Source organism: Paenibacillus sp. CMM36, assembly GCF_053570945.1.
Window position 1 is genome coordinate 22867 of sequence record NZ_JBSEDY010000001.1, and the last position, 19480, is coordinate 42346.

General features: G+C 44.2%; 14 protein-coding genes. 10 read left to right on the forward strand and 4 right to left on the reverse strand.

Translation table 11 applies throughout. The features are described from left to right. Positions 1-271: 271 nt before the first annotated feature. The 5 genes from ACWA2B_RS00100 to mmsB all read left to right on the forward strand — a co-directional run bounded on the left by ACWA2B_RS00100 (position 272) and on the right by mmsB (position 7883). Positions 272-2902, forward strand: a complete 2631-nt coding sequence (locus ACWA2B_RS00100) for a tetratricopeptide repeat protein (RefSeq protein ID WP_342425764.1) — start codon at positions 272-274, stop codon at positions 2900-2902. A 408-nt stretch (positions 2903-3310) separates the two neighbouring features. Then, a complete protein-coding gene (locus ACWA2B_RS00105; RefSeq protein ID WP_342425765.1) occupies positions 3311-3514 on the forward strand; it encodes a helix-turn-helix domain-containing protein in 204 nt (67 codons plus the stop codon). 553 nt (positions 3515-4067) lie between these two features. Continuing rightward, positions 4068-5153 carry a multiple monosaccharide ABC transporter substrate-binding protein gene (chvE, locus tag ACWA2B_RS00110; protein WP_449291542.1) on the forward strand — a complete coding sequence of 362 codons (1086 nt, stop codon included), beginning with the start codon at positions 4068-4070 and terminating at the stop codon, positions 5151-5153. Positions 5154-5185: 32 nt separating this feature from the next. Next, positions 5186-6736 carry a multiple monosaccharide ABC transporter ATP-binding protein gene (mmsA, locus tag ACWA2B_RS00115; RefSeq protein ID WP_209949679.1) on the forward strand — a complete coding sequence of 517 codons (1551 nt, stop codon included), beginning with the start codon at positions 5186-5188 and terminating at the stop codon, positions 6734-6736. Next, positions 6720-7883, forward strand: coding sequence for a multiple monosaccharide ABC transporter permease (gene mmsB / locus ACWA2B_RS00120; protein ID WP_039269462.1), 1164 nt, complete (start codon positions 6720-6722; stop codon positions 7881-7883). The genes mmsA and mmsB overlap by 17 nt, the downstream gene beginning before the upstream one ends. Before the next feature lie 105 nt (positions 7884-7988). Here the strand turns inward: mmsB and ACWA2B_RS00125 are convergent, their stop codons facing one another. Together ACWA2B_RS00125 and ACWA2B_RS00130 are read right to left on the reverse strand one after the other, a co-directional pair. Continuing rightward, positions 7989-8888, reverse strand: a complete 900-nt coding sequence (locus tag ACWA2B_RS00125; RefSeq protein WP_069011529.1) for an SDR family oxidoreductase — start codon at positions 8886-8888, stop codon at positions 7989-7991. A gap of 76 nt (positions 8889-8964) precedes the next feature. Further along, positions 8965-9717: an MBL fold metallo-hydrolase gene (locus ACWA2B_RS00130; protein ID WP_165144548.1), complete on the reverse strand. Its 753-nt coding sequence runs from the start codon at positions 9715-9717 to the stop codon at positions 8965-8967. Between the two features lie 159 nt (positions 9718-9876). On the opposite strand from ACWA2B_RS00130, the gene ACWA2B_RS00135 reads away from it, so the two are divergent. Next, on the forward strand, positions 9877-10302 hold the full coding sequence (locus tag ACWA2B_RS00135; protein WP_165144551.1) for an Lrp/AsnC family transcriptional regulator: 426 nt from the start codon (positions 9877-9879) through the stop codon (positions 10300-10302). A 249-nt stretch (positions 10303-10551) separates the two neighbouring features. Here ACWA2B_RS00135 and ACWA2B_RS00140 read toward each other — a convergent pair whose 3' ends face one another. After that, positions 10552-11028 (reverse strand): GNAT family N-acetyltransferase, encoded by a 477-nt coding sequence (locus ACWA2B_RS00140; protein ID WP_209949678.1) that lies wholly within the window; start codon positions 11026-11028, stop codon positions 10552-10554. Positions 11029-11161: 133 nt separating this feature from the next. Between ACWA2B_RS00140 and ACWA2B_RS00145 the strand changes: the two genes are divergently transcribed. After that, positions 11162-12076, forward strand: a complete 915-nt coding sequence (locus tag ACWA2B_RS00145) for an EcsC family protein (RefSeq protein WP_209949677.1) — start codon at positions 11162-11164, stop codon at positions 12074-12076. 101 nt (positions 12077-12177) lie between these two features. Here ACWA2B_RS00145 and ACWA2B_RS00150 read toward each other — a convergent pair whose 3' ends face one another. After that, the gene (locus ACWA2B_RS00150) at positions 12178-13446 is read right to left on the reverse strand and encodes an MFS transporter (RefSeq protein WP_029516140.1); all 1269 of its coding nucleotides are present in this window, start codon (positions 13444-13446) and stop codon (positions 12178-12180) included. A gap of 356 nt (positions 13447-13802) precedes the next feature. On the opposite strand from ACWA2B_RS00150, the gene ACWA2B_RS00155 reads away from it, so the two are divergent. The 3 genes from ACWA2B_RS00155 to ACWA2B_RS00165 all read left to right on the forward strand — a co-directional run bounded on the left by ACWA2B_RS00155 (position 13803) and on the right by ACWA2B_RS00165 (position 19470). Then, a complete protein-coding gene (locus ACWA2B_RS00155; protein WP_342434929.1) occupies positions 13803-15794 on the forward strand; it encodes a copper amine oxidase N-terminal domain-containing protein in 1992 nt (663 codons plus the stop codon). 209 nt (positions 15795-16003) lie between these two features. Then, positions 16004-17773, forward strand: coding sequence for an acid phosphatase (locus ACWA2B_RS00160; protein ID WP_342434930.1), 1770 nt, complete (start codon positions 16004-16006; stop codon positions 17771-17773). A 290-nt stretch (positions 17774-18063) separates the two neighbouring features. Further along, entirely contained in the window at positions 18064-19470 is a 1407-nt protein-coding gene (locus ACWA2B_RS00165) for a sucrose-specific PTS transporter subunit IIBC (RefSeq protein ID WP_322251256.1), read from the forward strand. Positions 19471-19480 lie beyond the last annotated feature (10 nt).

A 19480-nucleotide genomic window follows, 5' to 3' on the forward strand; every position in this document is an offset into this window, starting at 1 on the left:
CTACTAATAAGAACCCAATAGAAAAATATAATTGTTCCAGGAGTAACCCACTTTCAATGGGAAATATGTGAAACGAATAATATAAGACTCTTCAAAATATTATTTAAATAATTGTATTAAATGTTTTAAAAGTATATATTTGTTGTTTTTATAGTGAGATATAAATCAATTGGATTGCATTAAATGAATTATATAGTAAAATTTACACATACGCGTAGTACTATGTAGGTAATTGGGCTATTTTTACTATTTATGGACAGGGGATAAAATTTTGCAAACCAAAATAAACAAACTCGAAATTTTAAATCAAATAATTTACGAAAATTTATCGCGAATTTTAAAGAAGCTAAACAAACGGATTCACAATAAACTGTATGCGCTTGTTTACGACAAAAATCAGACGCATGTTGAAACGATTCGAGTGAAGAGAACCGTTGCGAAAGGCGAAAAATCGACATCAATATCCCAGAATACGTTGCAAACGATGGCGAACATATATACTGAACTCAGGGTTGATCCCGCAAATACAGGGAATACCTATGACAGTATAAAAAAATATGTGAATGAGATATGGTACAAGGAGCAACATTACAAGGTTATTGGAAACAACGGGATTTCGGATAGTGAGGTTGAGAATGACGAAGGCAATATTAACGACACACGTATACTTTACGTCAACGAAATACCTTATAAAGAAGGTGAATCTACATATTCTGTTGTATACATAGTTGAAATAAGAAACGTTGAAAATGAAACCCGGCAGCTTTTTTATACAAAACCAGAAATTTCTTTTTTTAGAATGTTATTGGACTATTTTTTTAATGACTTTTTCGCTCATACTAACAACGCAGTTGAAGTGAACAACGATGACTCCATCACACGCAAATATAACGAAGATGGCATTCAGTTTAATAGAAGATTAACAAGGTTATTTTTTGGAAAAATGCAACACTATATTCAGAAAAACATTGAGTTTGATAAGTTTGGAATTGCATTTGAAAACGAACTAAGCAACGTATATTACGTCAATAGCTTGCTGGAGAAAATAGACGACATCTCTTCCTTAACCTATGAGAACTCTAGTCCCTTCGGTTCCATCTTATTCTTGAATAGTGACGTGATAGCAAATAGATCGATTATTCGATTCACAGTCAAATTTACGAAAGAGGATCGAGTTAGATTAGAGGATGCTAAGAGGATTAGAAAGTTACTGGAACTTACAAACGTGGAAAGGGACTTGTATCTGATTGGCGACGAATGGGAGATATACGGATTAGGCGAAGTGAATTGGAATTTGCAAAAAGGCACTCTAGCTCTAAGGCTCGATTTCACTGGACTATCCAAATACAATTTTGTTCTTGTGCGAACGGAAACTGAGCCTGTAAGTGAAGGCAACCTATTCGTTGAAGATGAGAAAAAGTATTACCGATCAGACCTTAGCTTAATTGAGACGAAACTCATTTCCATCTCTTTTAAAAATCCAAGATTGGGAGAGGAGGGTTACAGCACCGAAAAATTCAAAAAACTATTGAAAAATATATTTTGGGAAAATTACATTGATTACAATCAAATTAATCACAAAATGGAGAAACTCGATCAAATTGTGCGTAAAGCACGGGAACAAAAGCATGGTACTATGGTGGTGATCACTGAGAATACTACAGCAAAAGAAGAACTGAGCCATCTCAGTAAACAGTCAACACTCATTGAGCCTGGAATCATCAATCCGGAATACATAAAATTTTTAACTGCAATAGACGGGGCGATCTATTTCGATTCAGATGGCAATTGTCATGCCATCGGGGTTATTTTAGATGGAATAGCTAAAGAGGATATCGGGGACGCCAGTCGCGGAGCACGCTATAACTCAGCGCATCGTTATTTGCACAAGTTAAAAACCGATGAGCAGAAGAAATGCGTCATTGTCATTATTTCTGAGGACGGCATGGTGGATTTAATTCCGGAATTGGAGAACGAGGACATGCTCTTAGAATTAGCGGAAGATATCATAGACATAATTAATATTGAATCATTCGATGCCGATAAACTCAAAGAGAAGGAAGAAATACTACTACAATCGAAAATTGTCGACTGCGATTGGTTGTTTAATATTGCTGAGGTGTACCAAGACATTGGTAATAAAGAAAGAGCTATTGATTTTTTTGAATATGGTATCAAGCAGGCGGAGAAAAGCTTCATTCTTCCTAAAAATTATAATCTATTAGGGAATTGCTATTTTGAAACAAAGAGATTTGAGGAAGCTATAAAAATGTATGAGTTGGCACTTGAATGTATATCTATTGAACAATCTAGAAGTGTTTATCTTGGAAATATAGGTCAGGGCTACTTCGCGTTGGCGTTACAACGGGACAAATCTATAAAAGAATTTAATGAATCAATAAATAGGTTTTCCCAAAGCATTGAATTGGCGAAAACAAACTCTATAAAACCATTAAAAAGAGACTATAGCTATAGAGCTAGGTGCTATTTGGAATTAAGCGATCTAGAGAAGAATCGAGAAAAGAAAAAATTATTATTAAAGTCTGCCGTTGAAGACTATAGTCAAGCCATTATAATAGAGCCAAATGATAATATATTATATTGGAGCAGATTCTGTTGCTATGATCGATTAGGTCAAGTGAAAGATTCATGTGAGGACCTCATCCGAGCCGAGTGTATCAAACATGAGGATAAATACATTGATAATTTGACCCAATTGTTTGATAGTCAGTCTGATTTAGTTCCTGTATCGATCGAATTGTACGGAAAACTGGTCGGACAGAATGAAAGCTCACCTCAACTAGAGGAATTACTTTCAAAGTATGCTGTGAAAATTGATACAAGTAAACTTGACGAGGTTGCGGCGGCTAAAGATTCTAATATCGATGAGAATAAGGAATAAAGCTAATTGGACAATATCATTAACTTGCTGGTACAGACTGCTCAGTGAAACGACATAAACAAATAGTTCAGACTTTTGTATATCCTCTGTTAGTAGTTCATGTAACTGCTTGAAGTAAAGATTCCGTTCGGATGAGAATTGGTTGTATCTGGAGTTGTTTTTGATAAGCTCGCCATATAAAGATTCAATTCGATTACGAATCAGTGGATCGAGTAAGACTTCTAAAGAAGTATGCATAATTGAACACCATCCAATGGATTTAATTCTATGAATAAAATTTTAACTTGTTGAATATAACTTCATCGTAACGAACATATAAGTTAATACATGTTGAAGATGTTTTTGATAAAGAAAATGTACTTTCATATAATTAAAGAAAATTAACTTCATGTGTGAAAGGAATATCAGATGATTAGTTACAAACCTTTTCGAAAATTATTGATCGACAGGGAAATTAAGAAGCAGGATTTACTTAAAATGACGGGGATTTCGTCTGCTACAATGGCGAAGCTCAATACGAATGAATATGTGTCATTAGAAGTAATTGATAAATTATGTACGGCTTTAGGTTGTCAACCAGGAGATTTATTGGAACACATAGCAGAGCAATGACAGATCAAGATCAAGGAAGAATTCTGATTGATCGAAGAAGTGATTCCGTCGTATAACATAAATATTCAAGCTGTGGCTCTATTGGAGCCTGGGTCTGCTATATAGTCTTTTTATCTAAAATAGGATTAGCTAGTGTTTATTTGAACCACATGTACCTGTCATTGGTGAATTGTCAATAAAAATCTAAACTCATTAGCTATCTGATATAATGATTCAACAAATTGAGACTTTGCCAATCGTGAGCAGGCTAAAGTCTTTTTTTTTTCGTTTTTCAAAATATATGAGCGATCTCCCGACAATCTCCATTCTCCTCAAATCCAATCCCTCCTCCTCACCACAAAGGTTAAAATTTTATAAAAAAAGTTCAAAACCAGCAAAGACCTTTCCCGGCCTGGAATGATACCATGTGTTTGCACATAAAAAAAGAGAGGTGCTCATCGCCTCACTTATGTAAGCGCTATCTCATCTCAACTCTAATCAGTACTGACCTGAGGATTTTGCAAAATCCTTACCTTCAAATGACCTGCATCACATGAGGAAAGGGGAACTTCATATGAAAAAAGGAGCTGTTGTCGCTTGGCTTCTGGTTTTGGCCCTGATGCTTTCGGCCTGTAATTTGGCGGAGAGTGGAACGGGCAGCAAGGAAAAAGGCTATGTGGGCATTTCCATGCCGACCAAATCGTCCGAGCGTTGGGTAGGGGACGGAGAAAATATGGTCCGGTTGTTTCAGGAGCAAGGCTATAAAACGGATTTACAGTACGCCGAGGACGTAGTGGAAAATCAAATCTCCCAAATCGAAAATATGATCACCAAGGGCGTCAATGTTATGGTGATCGCTTCGGTCGACGGAAACACGTTGACGGATGTGATTCAGAAGGCACACGACCGAGGCATTCAGGTCATTTCTTACGACCGTCTGATTCGCAACACACCGTATCTGACGTATTATGCGACCTTCGATAACTTCAAGGTGGGCGTACTACAGGCGGCATATATTGAGAAAAAGTTGGGACTCAAGGAAGGCAAAGGCCCGTTCAATATCGAGCTGTTCGGTGGTTCACCGGATGACAATAACGCTTATTTCTTCTTTAATGGTGCGATGTCCGTTCTTAAACCGTACATTGATTCCGGTAAGCTAGTCGTACGCAGCAAGCAGATGACGATGGCGCAGATCGCTACACTGCGATGGGATGGAGCTTTAGCGCAGTCGCGGATGGATAATCTGCTGAGTGCCTACTATTCAGGGGCCAATCTGGACGCGGTACTATCCCCGTATGACGGAATTAGTATCGGTATCATTTCATCCTTGAAAGGGGTCGGATATGGATCAGCGAACAAGCCGCTGCCGATCATTACGGGGCAGGATGCGGAGCTGGCTTCCATCAAGTCCATTGTGGCTGGGGAGCAGACGCAAACTATATTTAAGGATACCCGCAAGTTGGCTGAGCAAACGGTCGTGATGGCCAACAGCATTTTACAGGGCAAACAAGCGGAAGTAAATGACACGGAATCCTATAACAACGGTAAAAAAGTCATTCCTGCTTACTTGCTTGATCCGATCTCGGTAGATCGAACGAATGTGGAGAAGGATATTGTCGGCAGTCACTATTACACCAAAGAGCAAATTGGACTGAAATAAGAGTAGGAATCCAACCGAAAGGAGCGTATCCCATGACTGGAATCATTTTGGAAATGAAGGGAATTACCAAAACCTTTCCCGGCGTGAAGGCATTGGAAAATGTAAATCTCAAGGTCAAGGAAGGCGAAATCCATTCCCTGTGCGGTGAGAACGGTGCGGGCAAATCGACGCTGATGAAGGTACTAAGCGGTGTATATCCGCATGGAACCTATGAAGGGGATATTGTTTTCCAGGGCAAAACGTGTGAGTTCAAGGATATCAAGCAGAGCGAGGAACTAGGCATTGTCATTATCCATCAGGAGCTGGCGCTGATCCCGTACCTCTCGATTGCGGAAAATATTTATCTGGGCAACGAACGCGCCAGTGGCGGCGTGATTGATTGGAAAGAGACTTTTGTAGGGACACGCGATCTGCTGTCCAAGGTCGGTTTGAGTGAAAATCCCAATACATTGGTTACGAACATTGGGGTCGGGAAGCAACAACTGGTTGAAATTGCGAAAGCGCTCTCTAAAAAGGTAAAGCTGCTTATTCTGGATGAACCAACAGCGGCATTGAATGAGGATGATAGTGAAAATCTGCTTAATTTGATGCTGGAATTTAAAAGACAGGGCATTTCCTGCATCCTGATCTCCCACAAGCTGAATGAGGTCGCGAAGGTGTCAGATTCGATTACGATTTTGCGGGACGGAAAGACGATTGAGACACTGGATATGAAGAAGGATGAGGTTACGGAGGATCGGATCATTAGCGGGATGGTTGGACGTGATCTGACCAGCCGTTATCCAGAGCGTCATGCCGAGATTGGCAAAGTCGTTCTGGAAGTGAAGGATTGGACGGTGTATCACGAGCATCATGCAGACCGTAAGGTGCTGGATCAGGTGAATTTGAACATCCGTCGCGGTGAAATTGTCGGTATTGCCGGACTGATGGGAGCGGGACGGACAGAGCTGGCGATGAGCATTTTTGGCAAGTCGTATGGACGTAACATCTCTGGTCAGCTGATTAAAGACGGCAAGCCGATCCAGAACAACACGGTTACGGACGCGATCAACAACGGCTTTGCCTATGTGACAGAGGATCGCAAGGAGTATGGCCTCATTCTGATGGATGATATCAAGCGTAATATTTCGCTGACTGGCCTGAACAAGCTGACGAAGGGCGCTGTCGTCAATGAGCAGGAGGAAGTCGTCATTGCAGAGGAAATGAAAAAAAGCATGAACATCAAAGCGCCGAGCATTTTACAGAAAACGGGTAACCTGAGTGGTGGCAATCAGCAGAAGGTGGTGCTGAGCAAATGGATTTTCGCCGGGCCGGATATTCTGATTCTGGATGAGCCGACACGCGGCATTGATGTGGGTGCCAAATATGAAATTTATACCATTATTCATCGACTTGCCGCTGAAGGCAAGGGAGTGCTGGTCATTTCGTCCGAGCTGCCAGAGGTACTAGGTTTGTGTGACCGGATTTATGTCATGAATGCTGGGCGGATCACTGGAGAGGTTAGCCGTGAGGGCGCGTCGCAGGAAACGTTGATGAGATATATGACCAAGTCAGGAGGCGTGAAGCATGGAAACCATAACTAAACTATTTAAAAATAACATCCGCCAATATGGCATGATGATTGCGCTGGTCGTCATTATGATTTTGTTCGAGGTGCTGACGGGCGGCCTGCTGTTGAAGCCGATTAATATTACCAATCTGATTCTGCAAAACAGCTATATTCTCGTGCTGGCGATCGGGATGGTGCTGGTCATCATCACTGGGCATATTGATTTGTCCGTCGGCTCCATAGCCGCTTTTGTCGGTGCGGTTGCCGCCATAATGATGGTCGATTGGCAGCTTCCAGCATGGATCGCTGTGATTGCATCTTTGCTGGTCGGAGCGTTAATCGGCGCATGGCAAGGGTTCTGGGTCGCTTATGTACGGATTCCGGCATTTATCGTTACATTGGCGGGAATGCTGCTCTTCCGTGGATTGACCATGATTGTGCTGGAAGGTCAATCGATCTCTCCATTTCCGGGGGGCTTCCAGAAAATCAGTTCAGGCTTCCTGCCGGATTTTTCATCTACCGGTTATAACCTGGTATCCATCATTGTCGGCATTGCACTCACGGTATGGTTTATCGTGAACGAACTTCGCGAACGTCGTTCTCAGCTTAAATATGGATTCGAGGTTCCGTCACAAGCTTTATTTGTACTCAAGTTGATTGTGGTAGCTGCGGTCATCAATCTGTTCACCTTCATGCTCGCGAGCTACGCGGGGATACCTAACATTCTCGTGCTGCTGTTCATACTGATCGTTGTGTACTCCTTCGTCATGAACCGCACGATTATGGGACGTCATGTGTATGCGTTGGGTGGAAATGAAAAGGCAGCGGGTCTGTCCGGTGTCAAAACGAAAAAAGTAACGTTCTGGGTATTCGTCAACATGGGGGTGCTGGCCGCCATTTCCGGTCTGATCTTTGCTGCACGTCTGAACGCGGCTACGCCGAGAGCGGGTACGAACTTCGAGCTAGATGCCATCGCAGCCTGCTTTATCGGTGGAGCTTCCGCATCCGGCGGGATCGGAACCGTTTTTGGAGCCATTATCGGTGGTTTGGTCATGGGCGTACTGAATAACGGTATGTCTCTGATCGGTCTGGGTATTGACTGGCAGCAAGGAATCAAGGGCTTGGTGCTGCTGCTGGCGGTTGCCTTCGATATTTACAACAAAAACAAAAGATCTGCTTAAGCTCAGATTCGGTATCGTAAAACAAGAAAACCTCCAGTTCCACTAGAAATGTGGATGCTGGAGGTTTTCTTGCTTGTTGGGTCTTGTGGCTATCAGCCAACGAAACTAAGTGGTGACCATTTGGCCGCCGTTTATATGCAGCGTTTGGCCTGTAATGTAGGAACCGTCATCCGAAGCCAGCAGCACATAGGCAGGAGCCAATTCATAAGGCTGCCCGGCACGCTTCATTGGTGTATTGCTGCCGAAGGTGCGAATGACTTCAGGCGACTGTGTGGCCGGATTCAGCGGAGTCCAGATCGGACCGGGCGCAATGGCATTCACGCGAATACCCTGATCGACCAGATTATTAGCCAAAGCGCGGGTGAAGCTGACGATAGCTCCTTTGGTAGCTGAATAGTCGATCATATTCTTTTGACCCACATAGGCTGTCACCGATGCCGTATTGACGATGCTAGCCCCAGCCCGCATATACGGCAATGCTTCTGTAGTCATATGGAAGAAGGAAATAATATTCGTATCAAACGTATCACGAAGCTGCTGCTCACTGATATCCAGATACGATTCGCGCACAAACTGAATACCTAGGTTGTTAATCAGGATGTCAATACGACCAAAGGTTTCCATCGTTTGTTGAACAACCAGACAGCAGTTGCTTTTTAGCCTTAGATCCCCCGGAATTAACAAACAACGTCGGCCAAGCCTGTGAATGACATCACGGGTTTCCATAGCATCTCGATGCTCATCGAGATAGGCAATGACCACATCGGCCCCTTCCTTGGCAAATGCCACTGCAACCGCGCGACCAATACCACTGTCCCCACCGCTAATAATCGCCACCCGATCCTGAAGCTTTCCAGTGCCGATATACTTTGGATTATCATAAATAGGGCGTGGAACCATTAGGTATTCCAACCCCGGCTGTCTATATTGATGCTGGGGAGGAAAAGTAATCGGAACTTCTTTACATTGGGTTTCTGTACCGTAATTAGGATATTGCCAATTCATCGATAATCCCTTCTTTATACGTTTTGAAATCCAATATATTCAAAATAGGCGCAAACGGTGACTCAGGACGATTGCCTTACTCCGAAACCGTCGCTCCATCTGCCGGAATATGGACGCGCCCCTTTAAACCTTCACGGTTGATATGTTCCGTAAGCTCTGAGCGAGTTAGTAGACAATGATTGATTGCTTCCATGTGGACAGCCACGATTTGTGTATAAGGGGCATGTTGTGCTACCGCCGTTACATCTTGGGCAGTCATAATAATGGGATCACCTACCGTAAACCGTGCTCCTCCAGCGTTCACAATTGTCCAGTCAGGACGGTATTTATCCAGTGTTTCCGCGACTTCACTGCACCAGATCGTATCCCCGGCCAAATAGACGACAGGTTCACCTGGTGCCTGAAAAACAAAGCCGGATACGGGTCCCATCTGCTCCCCGATTTCTCCGGTGCCGTGATGCCCGGTTGTACGGATAATCTCAATTTCTCCCACAGAACCAGCCAACGGAATCGGGGTAACCTGTGTAAAACCATCAGCAGTGATTTGTTCTTCATTTCCGGGCTGGCAGAAGACAGGAATTTGTTTGTCCAACCAGCGTACTGCTGCCGGGTCCCAATGATCGGGATGTAAATGTGTGACGATGACAACGTCAGGCTGTCCGAGTGCCTGCCATTGTGGCGGCAAGGGAACCAGCGGATTACGGCGGGCATTTTCCGTATTGGGGACCGGCGGATTTGCGCCAGCATCGCTCAACATCGGATCGATCAGAAATTTTATTCCAGCGTATTCCAGCCATAAGGTTGCGTTACGGATTAGTGTGATTTTCATATATGAAAGCTCCTTTGTGATGAATGTTATTTTTGACCAAGTGTATTTTCGGTAGTTCATTGTTTCTGTTACAATCATATCTGACGCAAGGAGCTACAGGCTACGGTTTGCTGAAAGGAAAATCAGCATTATCGTTTCATCATGAAAGGAAAAATAACTATGGAACTATTCGCACCTGATGACACCGATCTGCGCATTCTTCATCATTTAATTGAAGACAGCTCTTTATCGCACAAGGAGATCGGCCAGCTTGTTCATTTGACAGGCCAAGCCGTAGGGGCGCGTGTTCGAAGAATGCAGGATGCGGGCATTATCGAAGGCTATACGCTGCGCTGGAACCCTGAAAAAATTGGACAGACGATTCATGCCTTTATTACGGTTTTTTTGAATTCAGGAACGACTCACAGTGCTTTCCAGGCTTTTGCACGGGAGCATCCCTATATTGTTGAAATCCACCGGGTGAGTGGGGAGGGCTGTTATTGGATGCGGGTGCGCATGTCCTCACAGACAGAGTTAAATACCATGCTGGATGAGCTTACGAAGTTTGGTAATTACAAATTGAGTTTTTCAATTGGTGAGATTTAACGATAAAAGCTTTCGGCGTTGGTGCCGAAAGCTTTTCTATTTGGGCGAGGGCTATCGAGGTCAACTTATAGTGTGTGTTCAAAAAAACGGCTTTTCAGGACCGAGAAGGTTGGATGAAGCTAGGGACAGAGTAGCGGAGCGTAGACAGATCTACGTGAGCAACGGAAGGCCCGGCTGAATTCAAGATTCGACGTCGAATCCGCTTCTTGAATAGCTTCGTTATGGAAAGACGACTTTTTGAACAACCTCTTATAGGCTCATTTTAAAAATATGCTGCAAGCCGTGTTGACCCATTTTAGTGTCACCTTCATCTATAAAGCCGCATTTGCGATACAGACTTTGGGCAGACAGATTATGGGCATTGACGCCCAGTACAATCTCGCGAATATGTGGGAAGTGTCTGGCGATGAACTGTGGTAGTAGAAGCAGCCCTTTTTTGGCGAATCCTTGTCCCTGATCTGCGTAATGAATAGAGAACGCGCGTAGCAGCAGTGCCTCAGAAGTATTCGTATAGTCCGCTAATTCATCCCCATTGTATAAAATGAAAAATCCAACGGGTCTTCTAGTAGCCGTAATCACGACAGGATGGCGGTGCGGATCTTCCTTGGCCAGTATGAGCATTTCATCCGGCATTCCAGTAAACTGCTTCTGCTCCTCAGGTAAGTAGAAGGTATGTAAAATGGCATCATGCCCACAATGGTAAGGGACAAGCTCTACATTATTCATCATTACACTCCGATCTGTATGGATTTTTAACTTTCTTTATCATCTAGTTTGCTAAAAAAAGAAACCTGAACTCGCCTTGCTTACGTATTACCCATACATAAACTAGCATAGTCAAAAGGAGACGTCTACGCTTATGAAGCAGCTTACAGAATATCGGGAAAGCCAGGACGTATTGCGTCATGAGTTGAAGAATATTGAAAAATGGGAGAAGGAACAGAAGGACATTTTTTTCTGGGAAAAAATCGGCAGATGGCCTTTTATGTTGCTGGATCGGCTGACGCCCAAAATCATTAAAGACAAGCTGGAGCAACTCCTTAACGAGTTGGGTAGCTTCATTCAGAACGGCGGCAAATATTTGGTGAAGGAAGAAACGGTTCTGAACAGGCTGAAAAAGACGGCCCATGAACATGTCATTCAGCAAAATGGTGCAGATTCCGCTTCGGATACGCAGGACCTGCCTCGTGCCGGGGAAAACGTTGATTCAGAACATAGTGTCGAACCTATGTGGGAGTTGAAGCAGGCGGCTGAGCTCCCGCTAACCATCATGGATCGGACTGCCGACGATATGACATCGGCTCGCATTACCTTTGCCACCGCTCAGGGAGCAACAACGGGGATTGGTGGTGTGTTTACGATTGCGGCGGATATTCCTCTTTTGCTCGGCTTGTCGCTCAAAGTGCTTCAGGAAATAGCCTTGTGCTATGGCTTTAATCCCCATGATAAGCAGGAACGCATTTTTATTATTAAATGTATGCAATTTGCTTCATCCGATATTGTGGGGAAGAAGGCCGTATTAGAGGAGCTGGCTTTGTTCGATGATCCTTCACGTCAGGCACAGGTTTTTTCCCAGATGCAGGGATGGAGAGAGGTCATTAACACCTATCGTGATCAGTTTGGATGGAAAAAGCTGCTTCAAATGGTCCCGATTGCGGGCATTTTGTTCGGGTCTATCGCGAATCGAAGTGCTATTAGTGATGTAGCTGAAGCAGGGAAAATGCTGTATCGGAAGCGTCGGATTGTGATGCGTTTGGCAGAAGTAGAGAACTGATTGCAACTTAGGTATAAACGGGGGAATTTTTTTCGTGAGGAAACACGTGAGTTGGCTATAAAGGTGTGCAGCGGCCAGGATGGCCGCCACACGTTTGTCTGTTACACTTCGGCTCCATTTTCTTCCGCCCAGCGGTTCAGAGTTTTATCTGTAGGAAGCAGGAAGGTTAAGATGCCGAGCAGTGGCAAAAAGCCGCACAGGAACATGATGTGGGTGATGCCTACTTTGTCGATCCAGTTGCCGAGTACGAGTGCGCCTACACCGCCAAGGCCAAAAGCCAGACCTGTAATGAGACCGGACACGGTCCCGATTTTACCAGGCACGAGCATCTGCGCATATACGACTGTGACCGAAAAGCTAGATAGCATAATAAATCCGATAATCGCCAGCAGGATTGCCGTCCAGAATTGGTTAGCATAAGGTAGTGCCAGCGCGAGTGGTGCAGCTAATACCATGGACAGAAAAATCATATTGCGTTTACCAAAACGGTCCGCGAGCGGACCGCCAAAGAAGGTGCCCAGCGCTCCAGCTCCGAGGAACAGGAAAATGTAAAGCTGTGCATCAGCCAATGGCATTTTAAATACTTCCATCAGGTAAAACGAATAGTAGCTTCCGACCGAGGTCGAGTACCACGAACGGACGAATACCAGTAGAATGAGGACAATCATGGCAAACATAACGCGGTTACGCACTTCGGGCTTCATGCGGCGTGCCACCGCTTTTTTGCGTGCAATGCCTTCTGTACGTAGGACGTTACCGTACCAGCGTGCGATGAACGATTGCACCACAATTCCCGCTGCCGCAATACCTGTGAACCAGATCGCACCAAATTGTCCCAACGGGATAAAAATCCAGCTCGTGAGCATCGGCGCCAGCGATTGGCCCGCATTACCGCCAACTTGAAAAATGGATTGTGCCAATCCCCGACGCGGCCCGGCCGCCATATGGGAAACGCGCGAGCCTTCAGGGTGAAAGGCAGCCGAGCCCAGACCCACAAAGATGACTGCGATCAGCACCGCTTTATAATCGGCAGCATAGGCGAGCAACAGCATGCCAGTCAGCGTAAAGCCCATGCCGATGGGAAGGATAGCGGGCGTAGGCCGTTTGTCTGAAAACAAGCCAATCACAGGCTGCATGATCGAAGCTGTAAAATTGATCGCGAATGAAATCCAGCCGATCTGCGTGTAGTTCAGGCTCATAGATTCCTTTAAGATCGGAAAGATCGCTGGAATGACCGATTGAATCGAGTCATTGAACAGATGGACGAAACTGATCGCAATCAGAATCGCAAAAACGGTGCCTTTCACTTGCGGCCCTGGGAGGGGGAGCGATTGGCCCGTTTCATTTTTTGTAGCAGATTTACTAGTCATGGCAACCTCCGAATATGTATGTATATTTTAAGATATAGGAAGCGATCCGTTTGCAGCAAATGGCTGAAAGTGGGATGAAGGCCACCTTTACTCATTACTGCTTGCCCATCCTGCTGGATACTCTTCATTGCTCCATTTAGTTAGAATTTCTAAAATGGCATATCGAAATTCAAACATTTACCATCCCCAAAACCGATATATATGTGAGTATTTTGTATCAATCCCAAAAAGGCTTTCAAATCAGTAATATAGAGATCGAAGCGATCTAGTTCGTTTATATATTGTATTTTTGAGCGTTGGGAATGGAATTATGCAAGTTACTGATATGGAAATAGAGATAGAAAAGGGGAATCACGATGAGAAAAGCAGGGATGATTTTGCTGGCAGTATCCGTGGTATGTGGAGCGGTGGTGGGAACTACGTTAAACACTGGAGAAACAGCAGTAGCGGCAAATGTAACGACGAACAACACTTGGAAAAATGCTAAAATTATAGACGTGATCGACCGGAATAACTACATACTGGATGATGGTTCTTTATGGAGAAAGAGTATAGATGGCCCGGCTATTGAGAAATTGAATTTGAAGGGCATTACAGGCAGCAAAGACAAGAGTCAAGGTTATTATGGCTGGACTGAGGACGGGAAGGTAGCCATCTGGGATGATAACTCCGACCCAAAAGTGACGGCCCAATCTTCAGGAGTAAAGGAGATTACCGGAGAGGGTCTGGCTATTAAAACCGATGGGACGATCTCCTGGGGAAGAGAACAGGTCGAGGGAATATCGGATGCTATAGACGGTGATAAGGTAAGTACCTACTTTACGGTTCTTACTCGATCCGGTGATGTATGGTATTCCACAGGGTACGCAGAATCTAAGCCCCGCAAGATAGGTCATGTAGATGGTGCGCTTGATATCAAAATGAGTACGGCGTATGCTGCAATACTTAAGGAAGATGGTCATGTCACGATGCTGGATATGCTGACCAATGAACCGCCACGTGAAGTGGGAAGTGATATTACTTCGATATTGTGGAAAAAAGGTACACATGTCTTGATTACTGTACATCGCGACGGGACGGTATGGAGCTATGATCGGCTGAAAAAATATCCTGCGGTGCAACTTAGCGGGTTATCTAATGTTGCAAGGTTGGTTGATTCGCCTGACGAACTTTTTGCACAATTAAAGGATGGCTCTTGGGTCGGCTATAAGGACGGAACCACGACTGCGCTAAGTTTGCCTACATTAACGGGTATGTCCTTGTTGACGACCTCCAAAGAGGCTGCCATCGGCGATACGATTCAATTAAATGTACAAGAGACGTATTCGAACGGTTATCGACTAACACGTCATCCCGAAGCTAGTGAGATTGAAGTGGAGAAACCACAGGTTGCCGAGCTACAGCAGAATGGTTCCGGTACACTCAAAGTAAGGGGCATTGGCAGCACAGCCGTATCTCTGCGGAACGAAGGTATACCCTCTTCTTTTACACTAAAGGTATCGTCTGGCCAAACCTTGACCGGGGCGGCTATACTAAACGGCAGTGTGTATTTGCCTGTGCAGTCTGTGTTCAAGACGCTGGGTGGATCTGTTACCGTGGCAAACCAGGCATTTACGATCAAGCTGGGTAAAAACAATATCGTACTCCAAAAAGGGAGTTCCACCGCGATAGTGAATGGTAAACCTGTTGCACTGAAGGGCAAGGTTCAAACGGTTAACGGACAGGTTGTATTCCCGGGAACATTACTGACCGATCTGAAGTTGGGCGGATTCAAATGGAATCGTGACCGTCAGCAAGGCGAATTATCTGTGGGCGCTACCAAGCTGGTCATTGAGACGCCGGAAACGGCTAAAATTATCAAAGCCATTGATCTGGGTAGTCTGTCCAAATTAATTGGCAAAACCTATTGGGTCAATAACTTCTATAACGCTGGAGAGCGATTTGGCAAGGTAACAGTTAAAGACATCGAAGTCAGCACAGACCCGAACGGTGTTAAATCTTACGAAGTTATTTTCCAGGGGGCTAATGGCGAAACTTATGACACGTTTTCCATTATCGGAGCTTCACGCATTCCACAAATGCTGTCTGATTCCGATCAATTTCTAACTTACGATCCGTACAACAAATACCAATGGTCGCAAGCCATCTGGAACAAGATTAAAAATAACGAGGTAAGCTTGGGCATGAATACGACGCAGGTGCAGTTCGCATGGGGAAGCCCAACAGTCAGAGAAAAGGGGGCTGCTTCAAACGGAACTCAAATCGAAGCCTGGGTATACGGCAATCGTAGTCTTTATTTCAAGGCAGTAGCTTTCGTAAATGGCAAAGTCATAGAAGTATGGCTGTAGGGTAGCTGATTTTCTATAACGGTTTGAAAGAGGTATCTCCAGATTCGTATATACGAATCTTGGGATACCTTTTTTTCATTTAACAAAACTAAGCTCTTAATTTAACAAACTTAAGATATGATTCTTTATGTCATACATCTTGTTATATAGATAATAGCTCCGTAGAGAAAGTATGAAGAGCACAAGAGAAGAGAGGATCTGATTTGAGAATGAAATCGCTAAGGAAACCATTATCAGTTGCATTACTATCTTTACCCTTACTTCTAGGTTCCCTGGGTGGAAGTTATGCGAGTGCAGCAACCCTACCAACAGCGGTAACTCCAACAGAACCGTCGTGGGGATATTTCGTAGATCATTATAAAAATAATAGTTCTGCAAATAAGACGGAAAGCTCTAATCCGACCCTCGGGTTGCTCTCCGAATTTAATAAGCTTTGGACTCCCGGCGCTACCTGGGATACAGGTGCCAAGCTAAACAGCAGCGTGCTGGACGCCAATATTCAAAAAGTGATTGATATCGCTGCCCGTCGCACTTCCAGTGAGGCCGATGCGGCTTATTTGGATGATCGCAGAAACCAGAGCTACAGTGTGATCGACGGGCTGGGTTCGCTCACTGATGTATATCGAAAGAATGCAGGTGCCACGACAACGATCAACGACATTCCGGCAGATGCCCTGACTAAGAAATACGAAGATGAGGGAACGAATGCTGGGAGTACAAGCTCCAATCTCGGCAACATCGTAAATCTGGTAAATACCTTGCGCGGAGAATATTCTACGACGAACCCGGCTAAGTCTTATTTTAGCTATCCTCGCCCGTTTCGCTGGAGCGATAACTCAGTAGTTGTTCCGAGCCTTATTCCCGCTCTCAAAGCTGATGCTACTAGCGATGGCGGCTTTCCTAGCGGTCATACCAATGCTGCGTATCTCAGTTCTATTGCTATGGCCTACGCCGTGCCGGAGCGTTATCAGGAACTGCTGACGCGAGCTTCGGAGCTGGGCAATAACCGTGCTGTTGCTGGTATGCATTCCCCGCTTGATGTTATGGGAGGGCGTGTCATGGCAACAGCGATGGCTGCTGCTATCCTGTCTGATCCAGCCAATAGCAGTTTGAAGAAAGCGGCTTATCAGGATGCTCGTAAACAACTGCTGTCTCAAAAAGGTACAGCTCCAGATCGGTTCAGCAATTATGCCACAAACAAAAAAAATTATAATCAACGATTAACATACGGATTCAGTCAGGTTAATCCAACCGCGACGCCTATGATAGTGCCTAAGGGAGCTGAGGTACTATTGGAGACACGCTTGCCTTACCTGGATAGCACACAACGTCGTTGGGTTTTGGCTACCACGGGAATTCCTTCCGGATATCCTGTACTTGATGATGCTGAGGGATGGGGACGATTGAACTTGTTTTCCGCTGCGGATGGCTACGGTGCTTTCGCCAATAATGTGACGGTGAATATGGACGCTTCCAAAGGTGGTTTCAATGCATTGGATCGCTGGCGCAATAATATATCTGGTGTTGGAAAGCTGACTAAAAAGGGAACAGGTACGTTGAAACTAATGGGCAACAATACGTATTCCGGCGGTACACAGATCGACCAAGGTACTTTGGAGGGAACTTCGGACACGGCTTTCGGAAGTGGCGGAATTACGAATTACGGGGGAACTCTTCTTAAAAATGCTTCTGGGAAGCTGATTATTGGCGGAAATTACAGACAATCTGCCAAGGGAACACTTGAGCTTAACCTACGCACTAAAAATGATGTGCTCAAAATAAAGGGAACAGCCATACTCAACGGAAAATTACGCCTGAACTTTTCTAACAAATATGTGCCGGCTAATGGTGCTACGATCTTAACTTATGCTAAACGAAATGGAGCATTTTCTTCCATTGAAACGGTAGGTTTACCAAGCAATTATAAAGTGAAGGTTATCTATACAGCTGACAGTGCTCAGTTGAAAGTCACTAAGTAAAACGTAAGTAACTCTCTATACAACAATTGAAGTGCACCTTTAAAATACATGGGAATAAACCAGAAGGTTATTCCATTGTGTATTCTAGGGGTGCACTTTATTGTTTCATCAGGCACCAGTTGCTAGTATGCATTTATAATCAAGGATATAAAAAGGTCAAAATTTGACCTTAATGTAGTAAAATAATCCCGCTGTTTGAAAGCGCAGTCATGATATTCTTAAGAAGCATATTTGATCAACGTTTTAATGATTCAGACTAACTAAGAGGAACAGAGGAAAGGAAGAGACTGATGAGTCTTGAAAAAGAATACGTTAAAATAGCCCAAGATGTCATTAAAGGGCTTGGCGGAGAAGACAATATTATTTCCATGGCACATTGTGCCACACGGCTGAGGCTGATTGTAAAAGATAGAGAAATTATTGATGATGAATTTATTGAGAATATTGATAAGGCCAAGGGCGTTTTCTTTACCTCTGGGCAATATCAAATTATTTTTGGAACCGGTACTGTAAATAAAGTATACGATGCCATGGTTGGCCAAAGCATATCTGCTACATCAAAGGCTGATTTGAAAGAGATGGCCTCCACTCAAGGTGATAATCGGTTCAAAAGAATGATCCGTGTTTTTGGGGATGTATTTGTTCCGATTATGCCTGCATTGGTAGCTACAGGATTATTCATGGGAGTTAGAGGCTTAGTAACTCAGCCTGCACTGCTCCAGTTATTTGGACTTACACCTGATCATATTTCTGCGAATTTCATATTGTTTACGCAAATATTGACCGATACGGCTTTTGCATTTTTACCCGTGTTGGTATGTTGGTCGGCCTTCCGGGTGTTTGGTGGATCACCACTATTGGGGATATTGATTGGATTAATGTTAGTAAGTCCTTCGTTGCCTACATCTTGGGATGTCGCTCAAAAAGTTCAGGAACCACTAGTGTTTTTCGGATTCATTAAAATTGCAGGCTATCAGGGCTCGGTTTTGCCTGCCTTCATAATAGGTGTCGTGGGGGCGATGCTAGAGAAAAAAATCAGGAAATCAGTCCCGGATGCATTGGACTTAATTCTAACACCATTTTTGACATTATTAATCACACTGGTACTGGGATTGTTCGTGATCGGTCCCATTTTTCACGAGGTGGAAACTTTAATATTAATGGGTGTTACCGCCATTTTAAAATTACCATACGGCATCGGCGGATTTATTTACGGTGGCATCAATCAGATTATTGTAGTTACCGGACTGCACCATGCCTTAAACCTGATTGAAATACAGATGTTAGTAGGCAATGGTTGGAATATGGTGAACCCGATCAGTTCAGCGTCGATTTGCGCACAAGCGGGTGCTGCATTGGCTGTTGGTCTAAAATCTAAAAATGTAAAAACCAAATCCATTGCGTATCCTTCTACCTTGTCTGCGTTATTGGGTATTACAGAACCCGCTATCTTTGGGGTGAACATTCGATATGGCAAACCGTTCTTGATGGGCTTGATTGGCGGAGCGGTTGGCGGTTTCTTCGCACGTATATTTAATGTTCAAGCAACGGGCATGTCAATCACAGCCCTACCGGGAATGTTATTGTACCTGAACAATCAGATATTCATATATATCTTAGTTTGTGTAATCGGCTTTGCTGTGGCATTTGCACTAACGTGGATCTTTGGGTTTAAAGAAAAAACAGATCACAAATAAAATGATGTGG